The 20,091-nt window shown below is 44.7% G+C and carries 23 protein-coding genes, 1 tRNA gene and 1 pseudogene; 6 read left to right on the forward strand and 19 right to left on the reverse strand.

Annotation, left to right across the window (positions count from 1 at the left end; all coding sequences use genetic code 11):
* Nucleotides 1-527: 527 nt before the first annotated feature.
* Genes rpsR through rpsF form a run of 3 tightly spaced genes read right to left on the reverse strand, consistent with a single transcriptional unit; the run spans nt 528 to nt 1,647 of the window.
* Entirely contained in the window at nt 528-800 is a 273-nt protein-coding gene (gene rpsR / locus ACWXW9_RS24225) for a 30S ribosomal protein S18 (protein ID WP_013312800.1), read from the reverse strand.
* A gap of 21 nt (nt 801-821) precedes the next feature.
* Entirely contained in the window at nt 822-1,313 is a 492-nt protein-coding gene (gene ssb / locus ACWXW9_RS24230) for a single-stranded DNA-binding protein (protein WP_013312801.1), read from the reverse strand.
* A 49-nt stretch (nt 1,314-1,362) separates the two neighbouring features.
* Nucleotides 1,363-1,647, reverse strand: coding sequence for a 30S ribosomal protein S6 (gene rpsF / locus ACWXW9_RS24235; protein WP_044648139.1), 285 nt, complete (start codon nt 1,645-1,647; stop codon nt 1,363-1,365).
* Between the two features lie 317 nt (nt 1,648-1,964).
* Here rpsF and ACWXW9_RS24240 point away from each other — a divergent pair, with 317 nt between their 5' ends.
* Together ACWXW9_RS24240 and ACWXW9_RS24245 are read left to right on the forward strand one after the other, a co-directional pair.
* On the forward strand, nt 1,965-2,159 hold the full coding sequence (locus ACWXW9_RS24240) for a YjzC family protein (protein ID WP_044648140.1): 195 nt from the start codon (nt 1,965-1,967) through the stop codon (nt 2,157-2,159).
* A 367-nt stretch (nt 2,160-2,526) separates the two neighbouring features.
* On the forward strand, nt 2,527-2,844 hold the full coding sequence (locus ACWXW9_RS24245; RefSeq protein ID WP_494931523.1) for a hypothetical protein: 318 nt from the start codon (nt 2,527-2,529) through the stop codon (nt 2,842-2,844).
* 56 nt (nt 2,845-2,900) lie between these two features.
* Here the strand turns inward: ACWXW9_RS24245 and ACWXW9_RS24250 are convergent, their stop codons facing one another.
* Complete coding sequence (locus ACWXW9_RS24250) at nt 2,901-3,287, reverse strand: hypothetical protein (RefSeq protein ID WP_494931524.1); 387 nt, start codon at nt 3,285-3,287, stop codon at nt 2,901-2,903.
* A 157-nt stretch (nt 3,288-3,444) separates the two neighbouring features.
* On the opposite strand from ACWXW9_RS24250, the gene ACWXW9_RS24255 reads away from it, so the two are divergent.
* Together ACWXW9_RS24255 and ACWXW9_RS24260 are read left to right on the forward strand one after the other, a co-directional pair.
* Nucleotides 3,445-3,675, forward strand: a complete 231-nt coding sequence (locus ACWXW9_RS24255; RefSeq protein WP_494931525.1) for a helix-turn-helix domain-containing protein — start codon at nt 3,445-3,447, stop codon at nt 3,673-3,675.
* Between the two features lie 192 nt (nt 3,676-3,867).
* Nucleotides 3,868-4,098, forward strand: coding sequence for a helix-turn-helix domain-containing protein (locus ACWXW9_RS24260; RefSeq protein WP_134911772.1), 231 nt, complete (start codon nt 3,868-3,870; stop codon nt 4,096-4,098).
* A 286-nt stretch (nt 4,099-4,384) separates the two neighbouring features.
* Here ACWXW9_RS24260 and ACWXW9_RS24265 read toward each other — a convergent pair.
* From ACWXW9_RS24265 to ACWXW9_RS24280, 4 genes and pseudogenes are all read right to left on the reverse strand, one after another.
* Nucleotides 4,385-4,630 (reverse strand): annotated as a pseudogene (locus ACWXW9_RS24265) (PBECR3 domain-containing polyvalent protein); the annotation flags it as partial.
* A gap of 317 nt (nt 4,631-4,947) precedes the next feature.
* Nucleotides 4,948-5,038: transfer RNA gene (locus ACWXW9_RS24270), tRNA-Ser, on the reverse strand.
* A 77-nt stretch (nt 5,039-5,115) separates the two neighbouring features.
* Nucleotides 5,116-5,340, reverse strand: coding sequence for a DUF951 domain-containing protein (locus ACWXW9_RS24275; protein ID WP_283654020.1), 225 nt, complete (start codon nt 5,338-5,340; stop codon nt 5,116-5,118).
* Complete coding sequence (locus ACWXW9_RS24280) at nt 5,330-6,280, reverse strand: mechanosensitive ion channel family protein (RefSeq protein ID WP_192513217.1); 951 nt, start codon at nt 6,278-6,280, stop codon at nt 5,330-5,332. The genes ACWXW9_RS24275 and ACWXW9_RS24280 overlap by 11 nt, the downstream gene beginning before the upstream one ends.
* A gap of 310 nt (nt 6,281-6,590) precedes the next feature.
* Here ACWXW9_RS24280 and yyaC point away from each other — a divergent pair, with 310 nt between their 5' ends.
* Nucleotides 6,591-7,196 (forward strand): spore protease YyaC, encoded by a 606-nt coding sequence (gene yyaC / locus ACWXW9_RS24285; RefSeq protein WP_494931526.1) that lies wholly within the window; start codon nt 6,591-6,593, stop codon nt 7,194-7,196.
* Here the strand turns inward: yyaC and ACWXW9_RS24290 are convergent.
* From ACWXW9_RS24290 to rpmH, 11 genes are all read right to left on the reverse strand, one after another.
* Nucleotides 7,150-7,671 carry a DUF4446 family protein gene (locus ACWXW9_RS24290; protein ID WP_494931527.1) on the reverse strand — a complete coding sequence of 174 codons (522 nt, stop codon included), beginning with the start codon at nt 7,669-7,671 and terminating at the stop codon, nt 7,150-7,152. The genes yyaC and ACWXW9_RS24290 overlap by 47 nt on opposite strands.
* 199 nt (nt 7,672-7,870) lie before the next feature.
* A complete protein-coding gene (locus ACWXW9_RS24295; RefSeq protein WP_044648683.1) occupies nt 7,871-8,713 on the reverse strand; it encodes a ParB/RepB/Spo0J family partition protein in 843 nt (280 codons plus the stop codon).
* A complete protein-coding gene (locus tag ACWXW9_RS24300) occupies nt 8,706-9,467 on the reverse strand; it encodes a ParA family protein (protein ID WP_025683689.1) in 762 nt (253 codons plus the stop codon). The genes ACWXW9_RS24295 and ACWXW9_RS24300 overlap by 8 nt, the downstream gene beginning before the upstream one ends.
* A gap of 187 nt (nt 9,468-9,654) precedes the next feature.
* Complete coding sequence (noc, locus tag ACWXW9_RS24305) at nt 9,655-10,473, reverse strand: nucleoid occlusion protein (RefSeq protein ID WP_494931528.1); 819 nt, start codon at nt 10,471-10,473, stop codon at nt 9,655-9,657.
* A gap of 435 nt (nt 10,474-10,908) precedes the next feature.
* On the reverse strand, nt 10,909-11,631 hold the full coding sequence (gene rsmG, locus ACWXW9_RS24310; protein WP_494931529.1) for a 16S rRNA (guanine(527)-N(7))-methyltransferase RsmG: 723 nt from the start codon (nt 11,629-11,631) through the stop codon (nt 10,909-10,911).
* Nucleotides 11,631-13,520, reverse strand: a complete 1,890-nt coding sequence (gene mnmG, locus ACWXW9_RS24315; RefSeq protein WP_192513215.1) for a tRNA uridine-5-carboxymethylaminomethyl(34) synthesis enzyme MnmG — start codon at nt 13,518-13,520, stop codon at nt 11,631-11,633. Before mnmG ends, rsmG begins: the two co-directional genes overlap by 1 nt.
* 98 nt (nt 13,521-13,618) lie before the next feature.
* Complete coding sequence (gene mnmE / locus ACWXW9_RS24320; RefSeq protein ID WP_494931530.1) at nt 13,619-14,995, reverse strand: tRNA uridine-5-carboxymethylaminomethyl(34) synthesis GTPase MnmE; 1,377 nt, start codon at nt 14,993-14,995, stop codon at nt 13,619-13,621.
* Nucleotides 14,996-15,118: 123 nt separating this feature from the next.
* Entirely contained in the window at nt 15,119-15,877 is a 759-nt protein-coding gene (gene jag, locus ACWXW9_RS24325; protein ID WP_494931531.1) for an RNA-binding cell elongation regulator Jag/EloR, read from the reverse strand.
* Nucleotides 15,874-16,746, reverse strand: a complete 873-nt coding sequence (locus tag ACWXW9_RS24330; RefSeq protein WP_494931532.1) for a YidC/Oxa1 family membrane protein insertase — start codon at nt 16,744-16,746, stop codon at nt 15,874-15,876. The genes jag and ACWXW9_RS24330 overlap by 4 nt, the downstream gene beginning before the upstream one ends.
* A 71-nt stretch (nt 16,747-16,817) precedes the next feature.
* Nucleotides 16,818-17,168, reverse strand: coding sequence for a ribonuclease P protein component (gene rnpA, locus ACWXW9_RS24335; protein WP_013312817.1), 351 nt, complete (start codon nt 17,166-17,168; stop codon nt 16,818-16,820).
* A 263-nt stretch (nt 17,169-17,431) separates the two neighbouring features.
* Complete coding sequence (gene rpmH / locus ACWXW9_RS24340; protein WP_007433250.1) at nt 17,432-17,566, reverse strand: 50S ribosomal protein L34; 135 nt, start codon at nt 17,564-17,566, stop codon at nt 17,432-17,434.
* A 1,118-nt stretch (nt 17,567-18,684) separates the two neighbouring features.
* Between rpmH and dnaA the strand changes: the two genes are divergently transcribed.
* A complete protein-coding gene (gene dnaA, locus ACWXW9_RS24345) occupies nt 18,685-20,031 on the forward strand; it encodes a chromosomal replication initiator protein DnaA (protein WP_014279007.1) in 1,347 nt (448 codons plus the stop codon).
* The last annotated feature ends 60 nt before the right edge of the window (nt 20,032-20,091 follow it).

Raw genomic sequence — 20,091 nt, forward strand, 5'->3', positions numbered from 1 at the left:
CCCCCTTAGTCGGTTCTTTTATTTAACAGCCTGTCTCTTTCCTGCGTTGATTCGTTAAAGCTTGAGGTTTGAAAATGAAGTCTGTGCATCCTCCTTACGGTTACCAATGATAACGTAAACACGTGTTTTTAGACCTTTGGTCAATTTAGGGTGCTGATAACCATTACATTTTTATTAAGGTTTATCTTAAGTGTAAAATAATATCACGTCAATATCTTTTTTTGTGTAATATAAAAATGCAAAATATCTATTTTTGTAAAGTTTATGAATTTTATTCGAAAAAATGCCGATAATCTGAATTTTCATGTAATATAAAATAACATTCCAGATATCTGAAATGTTTACTCTGGCGAGTTGGGGAATGTACGATCACAAATGTGACTAGAAAAGCTGCGCTACGATTAATGGTTAAACATGGATTGTATTATTAGTAAGTTACAATACATGGGACTTGTTGTCAACCAGAAAAATCATAAAAAAGACGCTCCCGAAATCGGGAACGCCTCTTTTGCTCTTCCATAAAACTACTATTCAGTAGTGTAAGGAAGCAATGCGATTTGACGGGAACGTTTAACCGCGATTGTCAACATACGTTGATATTTCGCGCTTGTTCCAGTCACACGACGAGGAAGAATTTTTCCACGTTCACTGATGAATTTTTTAAGCAGGTCTGTATCTTTATAGTCAATGTGAGTAATTTTGTTCACAGTGAAAAAACATACTTTACGACGTTTGTTGCGACCACCACGACGAGCTGGTCTTTTGTTATCGTCTCCGCCTTCTCTTTGTCTGAAGCCCATTCTTTGTCAGTCCTTTCCCAATTAAAATGGTAAATCATCATCCGAAATATCGATCGGTTTTCCGTCATCGGAAAAAGGATCCTGATTGTTTCGCGAGTTATTATTCCCGCGTCCACTATTGCTGTTACCGCCTCCGAAAGGAGACTCCTCACGCGCAGCTCCACCGCTATTGCCGCCACCGTTCCCGCCATCGCGGTTAGATTCCAGGAAACGCACATTATCAGCTACAATTTCAGTCACGTATACACGTTTTCCTTCATTGTTCTCATAATTACGCACCTGAACACGGCCTTCAACAGCCGTTAAACGACCTTTGCGAAGATAGTTAGCGCATGTTTCAGCAAGCTGACGCCAGGTTACGATCGGCAAGAAATCCGCTTCCCGTTCGCCGCCTTGACTTGTAAACGGACGGTCTACAGCCAGGGTGAACTGGGTTACTGCTACACCAGACGGTGTATAGCGCAGCTCTGGATCTTTGGTCAAACGACCGATCAGAATGACACGGTTCAACAATCCAATCCCCTCCTTTGAGCGTTGTTCATTACATAATCACGTACAATAATTAAGCTACGTCGTTCGTAATGAGATAACGAATTACTTCGTCAGAAATTTTCATGAGACGCTCAAGCTCAGCAACTACAGCAGGTTCTGCTGTGAAGTTTACCAGAACGAAAGAACCATCACGGAATTTCTTAATCTCATACGCAAGACGACGTTTAGTTACATCGTGACTCGTAATTTCGCCACCGCCGTTGGAGATGATACCTTGGAATTTATCGACTGCCGCTTGAACAGCTTCTTGTTCAATGTCAGGACGAATAATGTACATCACTTCATATTTGCGCATTCTTTACACCTCCTTATGGACATAAGGCCCTCAATCTCAGTTGAGAGCAAGGAACGAGCCTAAACTCGCACTAAAACAGTTTACCAAATCCAGCAACTGATTGCAACCAGCAATTGAGTTCATGGGATGTAAATCCGTTAAATTAGCTGCACACATCCCATTTTCCATGATTTTATAGGTACAGTATAATTTATCTATATATAGGAAATAACTCGATTTTCTGAAATCCCGTGTTGTGGTTCCCGCATGTTTCTGCTCATGTCAGCGCACAATAACCGTTGCAGTTCAAATCCATATAGTGAAGGAGGAACAGCCTTATGGGTGAAAAAACCGAATTTGAACCGGGTGACAAAGCACCAAATGACGGCGTATATATGGAAGTCGGAGAAAGAAGCTTTCATACGGAAATTCAAAACCCGCAGCAAGTGACACTGGAAAGAGGCGAATCTTTTCCGGAGACGACCAACCATAATCGCAAATGGAAGAAAAAAACGAAAGCCCGCGTTCATTAATGTATATTTCTTCGAAATCCGGGCCATATTATGATTAGGCGGTACAACAGAGAGGTGTGGTTCCGTTGGATTACGTAGCCGGACAAACTGTTAGGAGATCCATTCAAGGCATTAGAAGCGTTAGGTTTGTGTAAAAGGACTCTGTCTTTCCAACACTGGTATTGCTTGTCAGTACACCGAGTTTCGTGATGTGATTGGACAGATCGTATCCTGTTAAAAATGTATCGCCTACGATGGAGGACCTTTGAGGTCCTCCTTTGTTGCATTATCGGACTTTTTGCATATACTGGTAAAATGCAGATTAATCCGGCTCCTTCTGCTAGAATATATCCAAGTACAAAGACCTACTATTTACGGAGGTTTTAAGATGAGTTATTCTCGAATATTAAAGTGGATATCAGGTATATTCGAATTGGTGCTTGCCGTACCGATTGTAGGAGGAGCTATTGTCATGGGGACGGGTTACTCGGCTCTGGGATTCATGCTTATCCTGCATGCAGTAACACTCATCCTGTCGTTACGCAATCAGGAAGCGATCTACGGCTCTGTATGGGGGATATTGACCTCTTTGCTGGCCTGGATCCCCGTCGTAGGCTGGGTTCTCCATCTGATCGCAGCAATCCTACTGATGATCTCCGGCTCGAAAAAAACAAAACGCTATAACTACCCGCCAAACCAGCTATAACAACAAAGGGGTGTTCTTTAACAGCTGATACCTGTCACTGTTGAAGGGCATCTTCTTTATTTTATTCGCACCTCAACACTCATCCCTTGTTCCTCAAAAGGTCCAGCTCCCATATCTCCCCTCCCCGGCAGACAAAGTAATTCATCGAATAAGAAAGCCAGTCCGCTCTTATCTCTCCAGCTCCGGATGATGTCCGTGACAACCTCCGTAATTTCACGCTGTACCCCTCTCGCCAGTTGAAGTCCACCACACTCTCCTTCTACATAAAGATGCGTATGATACGGCTGTTCCACCTTTTGTACATGACGTAAGCACAAAGTGCCATTTTCGAGATAAAAGAAATAACACCCCTCATAAACAACTCCATCGAATATCTCGTACACATGCGGCAGATCATAAGGTCCATACACCATAGCCGCCTGTTCCAGTTTTAATGAATCCATATATAAAATCTCCTCTCCTCTTCCCTGTCTATTTATAGAAGCCATAATGTTCCCTTTACCATCTGGTACGCTTGTATATACAATGTTATTCTTGATTTTATCGTACGCTTATGAGTACAATAAGTAATTGTCTGGAATAAATTCAGGAGTGTGCAACATGAAGGTAAAAATAATGCTTGGCGAGTTAATTAAGAGTAAGGGTATCTCTCTAAACCAGCTATCTTATAAAACAGGCGTCCGCAGAGCAGCACTTTCTGAACTTGCAAACGATAAGAGAGAAAATATCAATTTCAAGCATATTGAACAAATTGCAAAAGCATTAGACATTTCAGATATCCGCGAAATAATTACTCTTATAGATGAAGAACAGCGCACACGTTATAATTAGGAAATAAAAAACTTTGTTATGCAGAGTTCTTGATATGTGCAGTCCCTCCCCTGTGATCCATACATACTCCCTTCTTTTAATTACGATTTTCGTAATTTAACTATAATTACGTTTTACGTAATTGTCAATATTTATTACGCTTTTCGTATCTCTATATATTTAGTTATGTGAAATAAGAAAGGAGGAAAAACATTGAGTCAACGATTGCTCGTCTGTGATTTAAAGAACCTCTTACGCGAAAAGGGTTGGGAACAAAAGAAACTAGCCGAGCTAACTGGTATTAGAGAAGCTACCATTTCAGAAATGGTCAGAAATAAAAACAAGATGTTTCCCCGACAGGCATTGGAAAAAATCATTAATGTTTTAGATATTGATGATATAGGGAAATTATTACGAGTTGAATATGTAGATGCTGATAAGTAAATGAATATCGGTGTCGCGTCTAATTTTATTTGTGTGGTCCAAAAAGCTTATAAATAAAAGGCGTAAGTTCTCGAATGAGTTATTTTCGAGAGCTTACGCCTTTGTAATATAAATATAAAAACCCCGCCAAATATGACGAGGTTTATCCGTAGAGAATAAGTTGAGGGAGAGTGCCACTTCTCCATCTCTTTAAAGACCACTAGGGCGTGTCGGCTGGCTGTTCCGACCTCAGCAACAAATTCTCTCCTAATAATTACCCAAATTATACACACAATATTCCACATTGTCAAACCTTTTTTACGGTATTAGCCTGAAGATAGGCGTTAAATGTATCTTGTGAGATTGGATAAGCTGATCGAAAAGCCCAGTTTTGATTATGACTTATACGGACTGCTACTAACATAAGATCATCAATTCGTTTAATAAATTGGATACTATTCCCTTTGGGGTGAAGACCTACGTACTCAGGTGTTTTAATTACCGAGGGAATTGCCTTTAAATGTTTTATGAAAGCTTCCTCCGAAGGAAAATCAGATTGATGTTTCTCTAGTTATTTAATTCTGTCCTTCCAAAGGACAATATCTTTTTCTTCATAAGGCAATTCGAGTAAGTCAATTATTTCCTGTGTTAACTTGCCTATAACCATGTTCTCTTGTGTCATATGTAAATCTAACTCGTATATCAAGTTCACGTCCTCCCTTTCCCTATACTTCGACAAAAAGAGGGAAACCTCCTTCCAAATTTTCCATATCATGAATACGATAACTGGTCTGTATGCATTCTCTATAAAACAAAAAATCTCCTATGCTCAAAGGCATAAGAGATTAATTTATGATTTAATGAAGTTAGTGGCGGAAAGAGTGGGAGTCGAACCCACGCACGCCTTGCGACGCCTAACTGATTTCGAGTCAGCCCCCTTAGACCTCTTGGGTACCTTTCCGCAGCAAGGATTATTATATCATCATTGTGCCCATGATGCAAGTTCATTGTTACCCGGAATCGCTCAGTTCTCCCGGCTCAATTCGTTTCCGAATTCTGCCCGTCAGCGTTGGATTTTGAACGCAGCACCTTCTTCATATTCTTTTCAAACTTGGCACGCGGAATCAACACACTGTGCTGACAACCGACACATTTGATCCGAATATCCATCCCCATACGGATAATTTCCATTTCATTCGTTCCGCAGGGATGGGGCTTCTTCATCTGCACAATGTCCCCCAGTTCAAACGACTTACGCTCCACCCTTCTCTCCCCCTTTTCTTTCTTGCTCGTCTTCCTTTTCGAGGGTTACCGCCGTCTCCAGCGCGCTCTGACGATGTTCCTCATCCTCTAGTGCCTTCTTGATGTTATTCTGAATATCACGTTCTACCGCAGCCCCTGTATTCGGCATACACTCCGCCACAACACGCACAATATACTCAGATGTCGTCATGGACTGAACTCCCAGAACATCCGGTATATTCAGCACCTGCACATTGGACTCCTCAATTCCATGGATCGCTTGTTTTACCAAGCCAACAGCTTCCTCCAGAGTACGCTCCGCCTTCATCGGTACATCTACCACCGCCAACGAATTGGACATGGAAAAGTTCGTAACCGCCGTAATCGAGCCGTTAGGTAAAATGTAAACTTCCCCTTTCCAGCTCACCAGCCTGGTTGTACGCAGCCCAATCACTTCTACTGTACCTTTGTAGGTTCCTGTCTGAATAACGTCTCCTACGGCAAATTGATCCTCGAAAATGATAAAGAATCCGGTAATCACATCCTTGACCAAGCTCTGCGCCCCAAAACCAACGGCCAATCCAAGCACTCCGGCTCCGGCAATCAGAGGCCCGAGATTAATGCCCATTTGAGACAATACCAGCATAATCAGAATGAAATTGAATACGATATTGGTTACATTTTTCAGCAATTCTCCAACGGTTGTTAGTCGCCTGGTATTCAATCGAAATCTTCCATTCTCTCCCTTTTGCTGCATCGACTTATCTATAATTTTATTAATAACCCGAATAAAGATACGTGTAATGATGAAAATAATAGCGATCTTCAAAACCACAAACAACAAGGTCGACCACATCGCGCTATCTGTAAGCCATCCCCATATAACATCCTTCCAGTGTATCGCATCCTTCACAACAGCAGCCGTTCCTGTATCGTTCTCCAACCAACGCATTAAGGTCATTATGTTGCTCCTCCTTACACAGGGGCCTACTCTTCTGGTTTCCCAAATTCTATTTTCTGCTACATAAGCCCATCTACTGCCTTCATTCATGTTGCTATGAATAATCTACTTCCCCCGAGTATAAAAGCCCAAACTTATCCATATACTAGCTACTATCTTGAGAATAAATGTTACCCGCAGGCTAATTGTTATTCTCTAAGGCAGTTATACTGCTGGTTTTCATCTCTGATCAATGCGATACCAACAGCTAACAGTCTATATAAAGCGAGCGCAACCTGCACACTCCATTACAGAGCGAAAGGAAGATTCCATGACTCATCCATCTGACTTCATTCCGGGGCAAGAACCCCTTAGCTTAAAAATATCACACACCGACCCCGGGATCCAATCAGCCATCATCCATCGTTTGCTGTTCCATTTGCACCAGGCGCCCAGTCTGCAAAATATCGTTATTATTTGCATCGGCACCGACCGTTCTACTGGAGATTGTCTCGGCCCGCTCGTAGGTACTCATTTGTCTCGCTATAAAAGCCCGCTCTTTCACCTTTACGGGACATTGGAAGAGCCTGTACATGCTATGAATCTGCAAACAACACTGGACGGCATACACACCCGGTACGACCAGCCCTTTATCATCGGCATAGACGCATGTCTTGGACAAACCTCCAGCGTTGGATGCATTCAGGTTGCGGACGGGCCTTTGAGGCCTGGCGCGGGGGTAAATAAAGAATTACCGCCGGTCGGCGATATCCATTTGACAGGAATCGTTAACGTCGGCGGCTTTATGGAATACTTTGTGTTGCAAAATACAAGACTAAATCTGGTAATGAAATTATCGGATATCATTGCTGGCAGCTTATACTCCGCGATTAAGGAGTGGCATTACCGTTCCGTCCTGCTTGCTGCGCAAGAGTAACAGCTTCTTTCTCTTCAGGGGATAAGGAATAGGATGACTGCCCCGCTTCCAGGGGCTTGGCATACACATAAGAACCATCCCGGTTATAAATACCGGTTAATACAATACCGTCCTGATTGTCATCTACAATAGCCATGGAGAAGCTTAGATCGCTTCCTCGCTCGCCAAAGGCATTATAGCGTTTGATGCCTATATGTCCTTTCAGGCCTGTCAGTTTACTGCGTAGAGATTTCATACTTGCACGATGGGCTTCCTGCTCGTCCTCAATCGTATCCATTTGTACCTTCAAATCAATCAGCAGCGTTTCCAAATTCTCAACACCGCTGCCTGCCATCATGGTTTCATACTTTCGCCGCATCTTCTTCAACTTTGCACCCTGCACAATGATAACAATCAACAGGATGAGCAAAATCAGCACAATTCCTGCAACGATTCCGGCAAGCTGTTCCATGATTAGTCCGTTCAATTCAGCCATATGCTTGCTTCTACTCCTCTATCTCAAAAATCATGTCACTGCATACCTCTTATTTTATACGTTTGAGGACAGCGAAACAAATAACAGAAGGCTATTAGTTTATTCATCCAGACTATTCTGATTCCTACACATCCAGACAAAGCAAAGACATATCTCACTTCCCGTTCCGACCAAGGAGACATGTCCTATTTCATACAGACTACTGCAATAGTTCCAGTAATCTTTCCAAATCCTGCTGGCTGTAATAATTCAATTCGATTTTACCTTTATCCTTGTTATGCTTAATTTTCACAGTTGTTTTAAAACGTTCACGCAAGGACTCTTCCATATGATCAATAAAAGGGTCCTTTTTTCTCACCTTGGGCTTGGCCTTCGCTTCACCAGGCTTATGGTCCAACTGCTGTACGGCTTCTTCCAGCTCCCGAACACTCCACTGCTGCTCAATGCATTGTGTCGCCAGTTGCTTCACCATGTCCGGATCTTTGAGTCCAACAATCGCTCTGGCATGTCCCATAGATAATGTTCCACGTGAAACATGATCCTTAACTTCCTCCGGCAATGCAAGCAAACGAAGGAAATTCGCAATATGAGAGCGCGACTTGCCCACTTTCAAGGACAATTCCTCTTGAGTTAACGAGAACTGATCCATTAATCCCTGATAGGCAACCGCTATTTCCATCGCATTCAGATTTTCACGCTGCAAATTCTCAATCAGGGCAATCTCCATTACCTGCTGATCAGTAAAATTGCGAACAACCACAGGTATCGTCGAATTCCCACAATATTGGGAAGCGCGGAATCTTCTTTCACCTGCAATAATTTCATAGCCTCTTAATACACTACGCGCAATAATTGGTTGAATAACACCGTGCTGACGAATGGATTCTGCCAGTTCTTTAATCGATTCCTCATCAAACGTTTTGCGAGGCTGGTACGGATTTGCACGCAACTGACTAAGCGGAATGTCAACAACCTTGTCCTCATCATTGACCGTAAGGGAGGGAATGAGTGCATCCAGCCCTTTTCCCAACCGTTTACTCATAAGATGCCACTTCCTTTGCCAACTCAATATATACCTCTGCCCCACGGGAGCGGGGATCATACGTAATAATGGACTGGCCATGTGATGGTGCTTCACTGAGTCTCACATTGCGTGGAATAATCGTCTGATAAACCTTGCTTTGAAAATACTTTTTCACTTCTTCAATCACCTGAATACCCAAGTTGGTACGGGCATCAAACATCGTCAGCAGCACACCTTCAATTTGCAGTGAGGTATTCAAATGCTTTTGCACCAATCGCACAGTATTCAGTAGCTGACTTAAACCTTCCAATGCGTAATATTCACATTGAATGGGGATAATGACCGAATCAGAGGCCGTTAAAGAATTAAGTGTCAAAATCCCTAACGATGGAGGGCAATCAATCAATATATAATCATACTTATGCTTGACGAGCTGGAGCGATCTTTTTAATCGGAGTTCACGAGAAATGGTCGGCACCAGCTCGATTTCCGCTCCTGCCAGTTGAATGGTGGCCGGAATAATATCCAGACCCTCAATCTGTGTACTGACAATCGCTTCGCTAGGATCAACCTCATTAATGAGTACATCATAAATGCAATTTGCCACATCCGCCTTATTGATACCCACACCGCTCGTTGTATTACCTTGCGGGTCGATATCCACGAGCAATACCCTTTTGCCGAGGGAAGCAAGTCCGGCGCCCAAATTCACGGAAGTAGTTGTTTTGCCCACTCCGCCCTTTTGATTGGCTACGGCTATTATTTTTGACACTTCATTCACCTCATACTTTAATCGGAATCCTGCTATATTTCTTATTGCAAAATCCTTTATTAAGACGGTTCTCCATTATTAGCTTACGGATAAGGGCAATTTTATCAATAGAATACGAGTATGCTGCGATTTTAATTGGCGTTAGACAGAAAAAGCGGCAATTGCTGCCGCCTGTACGCTTCATCCCTTACTTACGTTTGGGAATTTGAATGACAATCTCATAGTGATCCTCATGATCGGATTCCTTGGTCTTGATATCCAAGCCTGAGCCAGACACCATATCAATGGATTGACGAATCGTATTCAGCGCAAGCCGGACATCCTTGGTAAAGGAAATCCGCTTGGATTTCTTCATCGTGGATACTTGTTTATAAAAGGCGACTCTCGCCTCTGTCTGCTTCACATTGAGTTCCTTGGCGATGACTTCATCCAGAACCTTATACTGTAGCTCTTCAGTCTCTAATGACAATAACGCACGGGCATGACGCTCGGACACTTTCCGTTCCATTAGAGCTTTTTTCACTCTCTCTGGCAGGTGAAGCAGCCGTATCTTATTAGCAATAGTGGATTGGCTTTTGCCAAGTCGCTGAGCGAGACTTTCCTGGGTGAGCTGATGCAGATCAATCAGCTTCTGATAAGCTACAGCCTCTTCAATCGCTGTTAGCCCTTCCCTTTGAAGATTCTCAATCAACGCGATAGAAGCAGCTTGTGAATCATTAAACTCACGAACAATGGCTGGAATGGTATCCATCCCCAGCTTGGTGACAGCCCTCCATCGACGTTCCCCTGCTATAATTTCGTATTGTCCATTACGGAAACGAACGACAATCGGCTGAATTACACCATGCGTCTTAATGGTCTGGCATAGCTCATCAATCTTCTCGTCGTCAAATATGGTGCGGGGCTGATAAGGACTGCTGACAATATCCCGAACTGGAATTTGCTTTATTTCGTCCCCAGTGGATCGCTCCGTCAAACCAAATAGCTTGGAAAATTGTTCTTTCATTCCGTATAATACCACCTAATTTCATAATAGCACCATACTAACAGCGCTTCGTGAAAAACAGTTCCTTACGCGGATCGTAGACGCTTTTATATGGGACAGCGCCGTAACCGGGTACATTCCACGTATTCTCCCTGGCATTGTTGTCCCACTTCCCCCTTATGTATATCGGAATCGAACGGTACGGGAAGCAGTCAACTTACATCAAAAACGATTATCTCTATTCTATCACTTTTCCAGCCATAATCCTATCGTCTCTACCAGCTTTTCGGAAGGATCAGAGAATAAATTGCACACCCAATCAGATGCCTATTTATCCATGTTTCTCTACGCCGTAAATAAAGACCTTCTGCATCTATACGTTGTTTATGTTAAGATCATTGCAAGTCATAAAAAAAGTGAATGTTTCACGTGAAACATTCACTTTCTTTCAATTGGTTACACTAACGGTGTTTTTAAAGGCGTACCCGGCTTACGCGGATATTTCCGTGGTGTAGTTGCTCTTTTTTCAATAATAATCATATGTCTAGCTGCATCCTCCACAGGTAACTGAAAAGCCTGAATATGCTTAATCTTCCCTTTAAGCTCTTTCAAGCTATAGGAAGCTTCCTTGATTTCTTCCGTCGGATCACTGCCCTTCATCGCAGCAAAGTGACCCCCTTCACGGACAAAAGGCAAACAAAATTCATTCAGTACCGCAAGACGGGCAACGGCTCTGGCGGTGACCAGATCGTAGCTGTCGCGGTATCCCGTTTTACGACCCAACTCCTCTGCCCTGCTATGGACCAGCTCCACGTCTTCCAATCCTAGCTGCTCTACCACATGCGCCAAAAATTGTATGCGTTTGTTCAACGAATCCACAATGGTCAACTGAATCTGCGGAAAGCATATTTTCAAAGGAATACCCGGGAACCCCGCTCCCGATCCGATATCCGCCAAGCTTTCCACATCATTTAACGGAACATAAAAGGCCAGCGAAAGAGAATCGTAAAAATGCTTGGTGTATACCGCATCACGCTCTGTAATGCCCGTCAGGTTCATCTTTTCATTCCACTCAACCAGCACACGGTAATACGTTTCGAACTGCTCTAGCTGACTGTCATTAATCACAATGCTATGCTCTGCCAGTCGCTGCTTAAATTGTTGTTGTATCGCGTCCATTATGATCCCCTTGCTGCCGTAACGCGGTTATAATGCTCCAGATAAACGAGCAAAATGGAAATATCTGCAGGAGTCACACCCGAAATACGGGATGCCTGACCAATCGACATCGGACGAATTTTCGTAAGCTTCTGCTTGGCTTCAATCGCCAAACCCTGAACCTCATCGTATACGATATCCTCTGGAAGCTTCTTCTTCTCCATCTTTTGCAGGCGTTCTACATGCATCAGTTGCTTCTCAATGTAGCCCGCATACTTAATCTGGATTTCCACCTGCTCCTGTTCTTCCTCAGTCAGAGCTACAGCCGAAGGTGAAATTTGTGCCACTTGCGCATAGCTGATCTCTGGTCGACGCAGCACGGTTAACAAATTACTGCCGTCCTGTATCGGTGCAGATCCACCCTGCTCCAGCATCTCATTTACGTCAACCGGACGAACTTTTGCCAGACGCAAACGCTCAATCTCTTGCTCTACCTTTTGCTTTTTATCCAAAAAACGCTCGTACCGTTCATTCGTAATCAGGCCGATATCATGTCCGATCGGAGTCAAACGCAAATCTGCATTATCATGACGCAGCAACAGGCGGTATTCCGCACGAGACGTTAGCAAGCGGTAAGGCTCATTCGTACCCTTGGTCACCAGGTCGTCGATTAGAACCCCAATGTAGCCTTGGGAGCGGTCCAACACGACAGGTTCTTTGCCCTGTACCTTACGAGCCGCGTTAATGCCTGCCATAATCCCTTGACCCGCAGCTTCTTCATAACCGGAAGTGCCGTTAATTTGACCCGCCGTGAACAGGCCGGGTACTCTTTTCGTTTCCAACGTAGGCCACAATTGTGTAGGCACCATGGCATCATACTCAATCGCATAGCCGTTACGCATCATTTCTACCTTTTCCATCCCCGGAATCGAGCGCAGCACAGCTAATTGCACATCCTCAGGCAAGCTGGTCGACAAGCCTTGAACATAGTATTCAGATGTATTTTTACCCTCAGGCTCCAAAAAGATTTGATGCTTCGGCTTATCACTGAAACGCACTACTTTATCTTCAATAGATGGGCAATAGCGCGGTCCTGTTCCTTCAATCAGACCGGAGAACATCGGCGCACGATGCAAATTATCATTAATAATCTGATGAGTTTCCACTGAAGTATAGGTCAGCCAGCAAGGAAGCTGCTCATTATCCGAAGACTTCGTTTCATACGAGAAAAACTTCGGTTGATCGTCCCCCGGCTGAATTTCGGTTTTGCTAAAATCAATCGTGTCCTTATGCACGCGCGGCGGCGTACCTGTTTTGAAGCGGACCAGATCAAAACCCAGCTCGCGCAAATGCTCAGACAGTCTCAACGAAGGCTGTTGATTGTTTGGGCCACTTTCATACATCAGCTCACCCATAATGATTTTACCACGTAAATAAGTGCCTGTAGTCAGGACAACCGCTTTGCTGCGGTACTCTGTGCCGGTCTTCGTGATGACACCCACGCAATGACCGTCTTCAATAATCAGCTCTTCCACCATTCCCTGGCGCAAGGTCAGATTCGGTTCCTTTTCCATCGTTTCCTTCATCGCATGCTGATAAGAGAACTTGTCAGCCTGTGCGCGCAATGCGTGAACGGCAGGCCCTTTACCTGTATTCAGCATCCGCATTTGGATAAACGTCTTGTCGATGTTCCGGCCCATTTCGCCGCCCAAAGCATCAATTTCACGTACCACATGACCCTTTGCAGGACCGCCAATAGACGGGTTGCAGGGCATGAACGCGACCATATCCAGGTTAATCGTAATCATCAACGTACGACAGCCCATCCGGGCTGCTGCCAAGGCGGATTCCACACCCGCATGGCCCGCGCCTACGACAATTACGTCATAGTCGCCTCCTTGATATCCCATACCTCTCTTACCTCCTTATGCACTTCGGTCTTGATACCGAATATGCTCTTGTATATCTATAACGATAGCAGGGCTTATACCAGCCATACTCGAATGTCCTATTTGCCCAGACAGAATTGTGAAAATATTTGATCGATTAACGCATCATGCGCCGTATCGCCCACAATCTCGCCCAAATGCTCCCACGCCAATCTTACATCAATCTGAATCATGTCAATCGGAACGAATTGATCAGCAGCTTCATAGGCATCTACCAACGATTGGCGAGCCTTCTTCAACAAAGCAATATGCCGTACATTGCTGACATATGTCATATCGGCAGATTCCAGCTTACCACTAAAGAACAACTGCGATATGGCCTGCTCCAGCCGATCTGCTCCCTCATTTTCCTTTACAGACATCGGTACGATAAGCTCCTCGGGAACATAACGCAGCAGCAAATCCCGGTCTATTTGGGCCGGTAAGTCCATTTTATTCATAATGACAATCGCTTGTCTACCACGGATTTGTTCCATTAATGCCATTTCATCCTCATGCAGCGATTCGTTGGCGTTAATCACGATGAGCAGCAGATCTGCTTCACTGACCGCTGTTCTCGAACGCTCTACCCCGATCCGTTCCACTACATCCATCGTTTCCCGAATGCCAGCCGTATCCAGCAGCTTCAGTGGAATGCTGTTAATCGTCACATATTCCTCAATAACGTCACGGGTCGTGCCCGGAATATCGGTCACAATCGCCCGTTCGCCCTGAGCCAGTGTATTCAACAGCGAGGATTTCCCCACATTCGGTCTTCCGACAATCGCTGTGGTCAGGCCCTCACGTAAAATTTTCCCCTGCTCCGCTGTATGCAGCAGCCGATCAATTTCCGCCATGACCTGACTGCTCTTATCCTTGATTAACTCAGACGTAAAAGATTCCACATCATGCTCAGGATAATCAATGTTCACTTCAATATGAGCCAGTGTCTCTACCAGGACATGCCGCAAACGGCGGATATTCTGTGACAGTTGTCCATCTACTTGCTTCAAAGCTACTGAAAAAGCTTTATCCGACTTCGAGCGAATCAGGTCAATGACTCCCTCCGCCTGACTCAGATCAATACGACCATTCAGAAAAGCACGCTTCGTGAATTCGCCCGGTTCGGCCAAACGTATATTTTGCAGCAATAGTAAATCCATCACCCGTTTGACGGCTACAACTCCGCCATGGGTACTGATTTCTACGACATCTTCTGTTGTAAAAGAGCGCGGTGCTCGCATAACCGTAACTAGAACTTCCTCCACCTTTTCATGGCTTTGAGGATCTATAATATGTCCATAGTGTACCGTGTGAGATAGAGCCTTGCTTAGAGGCGTTTTGCTCCGAAACAAAGCTTCCACTTCCGTGACGGCTTCCGGGCCGCTGACCCGTACAACCGCAATCCCCCCTTCGCCAACAGCAGTTGCAATGGCTGCTATGGTATCGCTCAGCATATGATTTCTACCTCCTATCAAGTAGAAACGGCATTGCCGTCCTTGATCAAGGACGGCAACCGTTTCAGCAAGAAATATAAAAAACAATGGCTTCTGCACCTTGCAGAGAGCCATTGCGTCGGATTATTTTTTGGCAATGACGACGCGCCGATTCGGCTCGTCCCCCTTGCTGTATGTTCTAACCAGCGCATGCTGTTGAAGCTTGGCGTGAATCAGCTTTCGCTCCTGTGACGGCATTGGCTCCAGCACTACTTCCTTGCCAAAACGAATAGCCTGGTTTGCCAGCCGATCTGCCAAATCTTCCAATGTTTTTTGCCGACGTGCGCGAAATTGCTCGGCATCCAGCACAATCCGGATGAATTTGTCAGAATGACGGTTGGCAACGATATTCGTCAGATACTGCAATGCATCCAGCGTCTGTCCCCGGCGGCCGATCAGCATGCCGAGCGACGGACCGGATATATCCAGTATACTTTCATCCTTGCGGTGACGGACATCCACTTCCACATCCAGTCCCATTCCGGCTGCTGTTTCGTGGATAAAACGTACAGCTTCTTTATAAGGGTCTGCATGTTCCGTGGAGGCTTCCTTACTCGTACGTACTTCCTGGATAACAGATTCCACTTCCGGAACAACAGTCTGTCCCACGGCAGGCGCTTGAGCCGATACATGATGTTCAGCCGCGTGTGTGGTTTCGGGAGACGGATCAGATAGCAGCGTAAGCTCTACCTTCGCCTTTTTGACCCCCAGCCACCCCAGGAATCCTTTTGACGGCTGTTCCAACACGTTTACGGTTACCCGTTCACGGCTTACTCCCAACTGGGAGAGTCCTTGTTTTACAGCATCTTCAACGGTTTTTCCTGAAGTCACGACTTTGGTCATCTCGACTTTTTAGCCCCCTTCGAGTTTCTGCCACCTTTTTTCTTGTTATTGCTATTGGAGGAACCTGTTTTCGTAAGACTGGCTGTTTTCACATTTGCCAGCGCAACTTCTTTATCCTTATTCCGATAAAGGAAATAGTTTTGAATAATCGTGTAAATATTACTGTAGAACCAGTATAACGGCAAAGCAGATGGGAAGTTATACGACATGAACAGAATCAACACCGGATAGACGTACAGCAAAAATTGCATTGGTCCCTGCTGCGGAGTCGGATTCATTTTCATCATCATCCAGGTTTGGATGAATGTTGTGATTGCTGCCAGAATTGGCAGGATAAAGAAGTGATCCGGTTTACCTAACTGGAGCCACAAGAAATCATGATCCCGCAATGCCGAGTTATAGTAAATGGCATTATAGAGCGCGATAAAAATAGGCATCTGAACGACCAAAGGAAGACAGCCCGCCATCGGGTTGACCTTGTTTTCCTGGAACAGCCTCATCGTCTCTTGCTGGACTTTCTCAGGCGTATCCTTGTATTTCGCTTGAATTTCTTTTAATTGCGGCTGAATGGCCTGCATAGCTTTAGAACTGCGTACTTGCTTGAGTGTAAGCGGCAAAATAATGGTTCGCACGATAATCACCAGAATCAGTACGGCCAGGCCATACTCTCCCGAGAACCATTGAGCAAATGTATCCAGCGCATACGAAAACCAGTAAACGACATATCTTTGCCACCAAGATCCATTGGCCAAGTCTGCCGTCGTGTAAGAATTGTGGGCCGTCTGGGCACATCCCGACAGCACAGCAACAAGTGCCAATAAGGCAATCAGGAGGAACCATTTCCCCCGTTGAGTCTTCAAACGCGACACTTCATAACCCCTTTCTTAACCAATCCATTCCAACGTAAATCATACCATATCCTGTAGGACAAAGATACTGACTATCGACGTGAAGACTTGAGCAGCGAGGCTTTGCGCAGAACGTGCAGCACGCTTTTCTCCAGCTCCTGATACGACATTGTAACCGCTCCCTTGCGGACGATAAAAATCAGGTCAATTTGCTCCACCAATTCATGCTCATGATGACGCACAATTTCCTTGACAATTCTGCGCATCCGGTTACGGACTACGGCGTTGCCGATCTTCTTGCTGGCCGAAATTCCAACGCGGAACTGCTCTACCTCTCTGCGGCGGAACCAGTAAACCACAAACTGATGGTTGGCAAAAGATTTGCCATGGCGGTATACGCGCCCAAAGTCCGCCCGGTTTCGTAGACGCAATTTTTTTTGCACGGCGCTTCTCCTTGCTCATCTCTTTTACACATGCCAGCAAGCCAATCCTTACCTCTTATATAGTAAGAAGTATGGACAACATTCCGTCATGGTAATCTCGCTTATTTTACATCCATTTTCAAAAGCTTCATCTAATATAGAGCAGGATGCGGTGCTTCTCCCTCTTTTTTCACTGCATTTCTACAGACGCAGGGAGAACGATCCGGCCCATGAATACCTCCATTATGAAAAAAAAGACCACCGTAGTGGTCTTTATGCACGCATTACGCACTCAATACTTTTCTGCCTTTTTGGCGACGAGCTGCCAAAACTTTACGGCCATTCTTTGTGCTCATTCTTTTACGGAAGCCGTGGACTTTTTTACGTTTGCTGACATTCGGTCTGAAAGTCGGTCTCATTGTACTGCACCTCCTTACAAGGAATACGTTTTATATGGAATATACCTAACATAGCAATCTCCACAAAAAACACCTTTGTACATTTAACCATAAATAGCGGCCAAAGTCAATGTACAGCTTAATCCCCTCCCCCAAAATCATGCAATCCTCTCCCTCTTTTTTTACGCCCAGAGATTTTGCTCTTTCATCCAGTTCACTTATTCCACGCTCTTTTGCTCTTTTTTATCGTGGATTTTCTTCGACCTTCCTTCTTCAATATCAGCTTGTCTACATTTTGCGTTCCTTCCACCTCTCCTATTCCTTACGATTCGTTCTTCCTTCCTAATTTCTTTACACCGTCTTTTATTTTGTGATCGGCATATTTCCAAGCACCGTAATCGGATCATTAAAAATATTATCGGAAACGTTACCGGAAATTTTCAACAGAAAAAACGACCTCTGTGACCAAAAGGCAACGGCTGTTATGCACAGATCCACAAAAAGAGCTGAATTGTGATTTAAATGGTCATAACCTGTGCATAACATTTTGAGACGAAAAAGAGTTATTGTCGAAAACTGAACAAATTATAAACAATATCTTGTGTTGTGAATAAAAATTGTACACAACAGATTGAATTTGTGGATAAATAACCACGAGTCATTGAAATACAAGGCTTCTTTTGCTATGATGATATTACTTTTGAATGTGAATATGTTGTTTTACCCTCCATATTATCAACACCCTGTGGATAAAGTTGTGAACAAGTTCAATTTATCCATCTTTTTATTTTTGTGCGGATTCGGGATTCTGGGGATATATTCTACATTTTTCATTTGATTTCGACATATTGAAGTCCCGTTTTGGCCTGCGGGATCAAGAGAACGGATCGTGCCGCACATTCCCTCCTGAGAAATATCGCCTTCTTCTGCCGATCAGCAGCGGATTTTTCCATTAGCTATTTTTCAGGACCATTTTGTGCTGCGTTCTCTCACCACACTGCCGCATGATTCAGGCGGCGGTATGTCTTTTTATGGCCTTCAACAACATTTTTGGGATTTTAGGCGTTTTGCCGAAGCGCCGGGAGCAGCTCTCTGCAGCTTAAACGGCAAAATGTCAGGATTTAAAAGGAGTGACGTCTGTGGACAGCCATACCTCTGAACTATGGCAGCAAATTCTATCCATCATACAAACCAAGCTGAGTAAGCCGAGTTACGACACTTGGTTTAAGGCTACCAAGGCAGCGAAACTGAATGACCACTCCATTGTGATTTCCGCACCAACAACTTTTGCCGTGGAATGGCTTGAAAGCCGCTATACCAAGCTAGTCGGGGCAACGGTTTATGAAATTTTGGGCAAGCAGCTGGAGGTCAAGTTCGTCATTGAAGAGAACAAGCCAGCTGAGTTCGACCTTCAGCAACAACCTCAGCAGCAGCCGGTCGTACATGAAGAAGCCGTGTCCCATATGCTGAATCCCAAATATACATTCGATACGTTCGTCATCGGATCGGGGAACCGTTTTGCCCATGCAGCATCGCTGGCCGTCGCCGAGGCGCCGGCCAAAGCCTACAACCCGCTGTTTCTGTACGGCGGCGTAGGCCTGGGCAAAACGCATCTGATGCACGCCATCGGACATTATATTTTGGAACACAACCCGGCCAGCAAGGTCGTGTATTTGTCGTCGGAGAAGTTCACTAACGAATTTATTAATGCTATTCGGGACAACCGCGGGGAAAGTTTCCGGAACAAATATCGCAATATTGATATTTTGCTCATTGATGATATTCAGTTTATTGCAGGCAAGGAGTCGACGCAGGAGGAATTTTTTCACACGTTCAATGCACTTCATGAGGAACGCAAACAAATTATTATCTCAAGCGATCGTCCGCCTAAAGAGATTCCAACGCTGGAGGAACGGCTGCGTTCCCGCTTTGAGTGGGGATTGATTACGGATATTCAGCCGCCGGATCTGGAAACGCGAATTGCAATTCTTCGGAAAAAGGCAAGAGCGGAAAACCTGGATATTCCCAATGAAGCCATGATGTATATCGCCAACCAGATTGATACGAACATCCGAGAGCTGGAAGGGGCACTGATTCGCGTTGTCGCCTATTCCTCCCTGACCAATCAGGATGTGACAAGTCATCTCGCGGCCGAGGCGTTAAAGGACATTATTCCTTCCAGTCGTCCCAAAATGATTACCATTCAGGATATACAGCACCAAGTCGGGGAATTTTACAATCTGCGCCTGGAGGATTTCAAAGCACGCAAGCGGACGAAGGCTGTTGCTTTTCCAAGGCAGATCGCTATGTACCTGTCCCGCGAGCTAACCGACTATTCCTTGCCGAAAATCGGAGAAGCCTTTGGCGGACGCGACCACACAACTGTCATTCATGCACACGAAAAAATCTCCAAATCCATTCAAGTGGATCAGGAGCTGTTCAAAGTTATCAACAGCCTAATCGAAAAAATCAAAAATCCAACCTGAACAAGTTCAGAGCCTATACACAACTTATACACATGTGGATAGGCTTGATTTTATTAGGCT

The sequence above is a fragment of the Paenibacillus sp. LT-B23 genome (assembly GCF_059417685.1).

What these genes read in the sequence shown, in the direction of transcription:
- noc (WP_494931528.1), bottom strand. Translation starts at nt 10,473, where the DNA reads ATGAAAGAACAATTTTCCAAGCTATTTGGTTTGACGGAGCGATCCACT.
- ACWXW9_RS24250 (WP_494931524.1), bottom strand. Translation starts at nt 3,287, where the DNA reads ATGGATTCATTAAAACTGGAACAGGCGGCTATGGTGTATGGACCTTAT.
- mnmG (WP_192513215.1), bottom strand. Translation starts at nt 13,520, where the DNA reads ATGGGATATCAAGGAGGCGACTATGACGTAATTGTCGTAGGCGCGGGC.
- mnmE (WP_494931530.1), bottom strand. Translation starts at nt 14,995, where the DNA reads ATGCTGAGCGATACCATAGCAGCCATTGCAACTGCTGTTGGCGAAGGG.
- jag (WP_494931531.1), bottom strand. Translation starts at nt 15,877, where the DNA reads ATGACCAAAGTCGTGACTTCAGGAAAAACCGTTGAAGATGCTGTAAAA.
- ACWXW9_RS24240 (WP_044648140.1), top strand. Translation starts at nt 1,965, where the DNA reads ATGGGTGAAAAAACCGAATTTGAACCGGGTGACAAAGCACCAAATGAC.
- ACWXW9_RS24255 (WP_494931525.1), top strand. Translation starts at nt 3,445, where the DNA reads ATGAAGGTAAAAATAATGCTTGGCGAGTTAATTAAGAGTAAGGGTATC.
- rpsF (WP_044648139.1), bottom strand. Translation starts at nt 1,647, where the DNA reads ATGCGCAAATATGAAGTGATGTACATTATTCGTCCTGACATTGAACAA.
- yyaC (WP_494931526.1), top strand. Translation starts at nt 6,591, where the DNA reads ATGACTCATCCATCTGACTTCATTCCGGGGCAAGAACCCCTTAGCTTA.
- rsmG (WP_494931529.1), bottom strand. Translation starts at nt 11,631, where the DNA reads ATGGACGCGATACAACAACAATTTAAGCAGCGACTGGCAGAGCATAGC.
- rpmH (WP_007433250.1), bottom strand. Translation starts at nt 17,566, where the DNA reads ATGAGACCGACTTTCAGACCGAATGTCAGCAAACGTAAAAAAGTCCAC.
- ACWXW9_RS24280 (WP_192513217.1), bottom strand. Translation starts at nt 6,280, where the DNA reads ATGACCTTAATGCGTTGGTTGGAGAACGATACAGGAACGGCTGCTGTT.
- rpsR (WP_013312800.1), bottom strand. Translation starts at nt 800, where the DNA reads ATGGGCTTCAGACAAAGAGAAGGCGGAGACGATAACAAAAGACCAGCT.
- ACWXW9_RS24245 (WP_494931523.1), top strand. Translation starts at nt 2,527, where the DNA reads ATGAGTTATTCTCGAATATTAAAGTGGATATCAGGTATATTCGAATTG.
- ACWXW9_RS24295 (WP_044648683.1), bottom strand. Translation starts at nt 8,713, where the DNA reads ATGAGTAAACGGTTGGGAAAAGGGCTGGATGCACTCATTCCCTCCCTT.
- ACWXW9_RS24290 (WP_494931527.1), bottom strand. Translation starts at nt 7,671, where the DNA reads ATGGCTGAATTGAACGGACTAATCATGGAACAGCTTGCCGGAATCGTT.